This window comes from Mesorhizobium sp. M4B.F.Ca.ET.017.02.2.1 (genome assembly GCF_003998955.1).
Classification (GTDB): Bacteria; Pseudomonadota; Alphaproteobacteria; order Rhizobiales; family Rhizobiaceae; genus Mesorhizobium; species Mesorhizobium abyssinicae.
Window position 1 is genome coordinate 1 of record NZ_RZOF01000591.1, and the last position, 1,750, is coordinate 1,750.

Below are 1,750 nucleotides of genomic sequence, written 5' to 3' on the forward strand. Positions count from 1 at the left end.
CGCGCCGCGTCGTCGACATGGCGCATTGGGGCGGCGTCTCGGTCGAAGGCGAGATCGGCGTGCTCGGCTCGCTTGAGAGCGGCGGCGGCGAGCAGGAAGACGGCCATGGCGTCGAAGGCGCGATCAGCCACGACCAGCTTCTGACCGATCCGGAACAGGCGGTGGAGTTCGTCAAGGACACGCATGTCGACGCGCTGGCGGTTGCCATGGGCACCAGCCACGGCGCCTACAAATTCTCGCGCAAGCCGGACGGCGCGGTGCTGGCGATGAACGTGATCGAGGAGATCCACCGCCGCCTGCCGAACATGCACCTGGTCATGCACGGCTCGTCGTCGGTGCCGGAGGATCTGCAGGAGACCATCAACAAGTACGGCGGCCAGATGAAGCCAACCTGGGGCGTTCCGGTCGAGGAGATCCAGCGCGGCATCAAGCACGGCGTGCGCAAGATCAACATCGACACCGACAACCGCATGGCGCTGACCGGCGCCATCCGCAAGGTGCTGACCGAGAACCCGAGCGAGTTCGACCCGCGCAAATACCTGACGCCGGCCATGGCGGCGATGAAGAAGCTCTGCAAGGAGCGCTTCGAGCAGTTCGGCACCGCCGGCAATGCGCCGAAGATCAAGCCGATCCCGCTGTCGGACATGGCCAAGCGCTACAAGGCGGGCAGCCTCGATCCGAAGTTCGGCTGAGTTACATCTGATCGAGAGTTCAAGGGCGGGAGCCATAGCGGCTCCCGCCCTTTTTCATTTTGGTCGCGGCCTCAGGTCCGCCCTGCCGGCGTCGATGAACGGCGTCCAGTAGTCGACCGATTCACGGATCATGGCGACGACCTGGTGATCGACCGGCTCGCGCTCGCGGAATGACAGCTCCAGGCAGATCTCGTTGTCGGTGCCGCCGCCGCGCCGCACCGTCTCCAGGAATTTCTCCGGAGTAATGCGGCCATCCCTGTTGTAGGCGGCGGTGAATGGCCAGTGGCCACCCTTGTTCATCGACGACTGCTTGATGTGGATGATCGGCGACTCTTTCGGGAAGGCCTCGGCCCAGGCGTAAGGGTCGATGTCGGCGGGGTTGCTGGAGGTGACGTCGCCATGGTCAATGTCGACCATCATCTGCAGCGGGATGGCCAAGCCCGCTGCCTCGATCTCCCGGTGCAGCGCGCGGCAGCTGTCGATGGTATGGCCGAATTCACGGCCGACCGACATCGGCTCCCAGAACAGGTAGGTGAGGCCAGCCGCCTTGGCATGATCGGCGACCTCGCGCCAGCATTCCATCGCGATGTCGAGCAGCCGGGCGCGGCGTTCGGGATCGTCGTAGTCCCTGTGGGTGAAGATCGCGAATTGCGTGCCGATGCCGCTGGCGCCGAGCTCGGCCGAGATGGCGGCGAAGGTCTTGAACCAGTCGACATAGTAGCGGCGCACGTCGGCATCGGGATGGCCGAAATGGTTGAGCCGACCATAGGGGCCGGTCATGCCGGACGTGATGCGCACGCCGGTGCGGGCAAGTGCTGCCTGGAACAGCCGGACGAACTTGGCGATCGTCGCCGCCGGCCAGCCGGGATTGACGAATTCATGTGTGAGCTGGACGTCCCTTATGCCGATGTCATAGGCGATGGCGTCGATCAGGTCGTCCGGATCGGCAAAGCGGTTGACCAGCGGATTGGTGTTGAGGGAGAGCGTGAAGGCCAAATTCCAGTCTCCTGTTCAGGCCTGCCCGACGGCGTGGCGATCGATGGCGCACGCACCCGAAC

2 protein-coding genes are annotated in these 1,750 nt (G+C 64.6%); one reads left to right on the plus strand and one right to left on the minus strand.

What is annotated here, in order from left to right; translation table 11 throughout:
• Positions 1 to 692: class II fructose-bisphosphate aldolase (locus EN738_RS34130; RefSeq protein WP_189606127.1), on the plus strand; the 692-nt coding region annotated here is incomplete at its 5' end.
• A gap of 54 nt (positions 693 to 746) precedes the next feature.
• Here the strand turns inward: EN738_RS34130 and EN738_RS34135 are convergent.
• On the minus strand, positions 747 to 1,688 hold the full coding sequence (locus EN738_RS34135; protein WP_127287349.1) for a TIM barrel protein: 942 nt from the start codon (positions 1,686 to 1,688) through the stop codon (positions 747 to 749).
• Positions 1,689 to 1,750 lie beyond the last annotated feature (62 nt).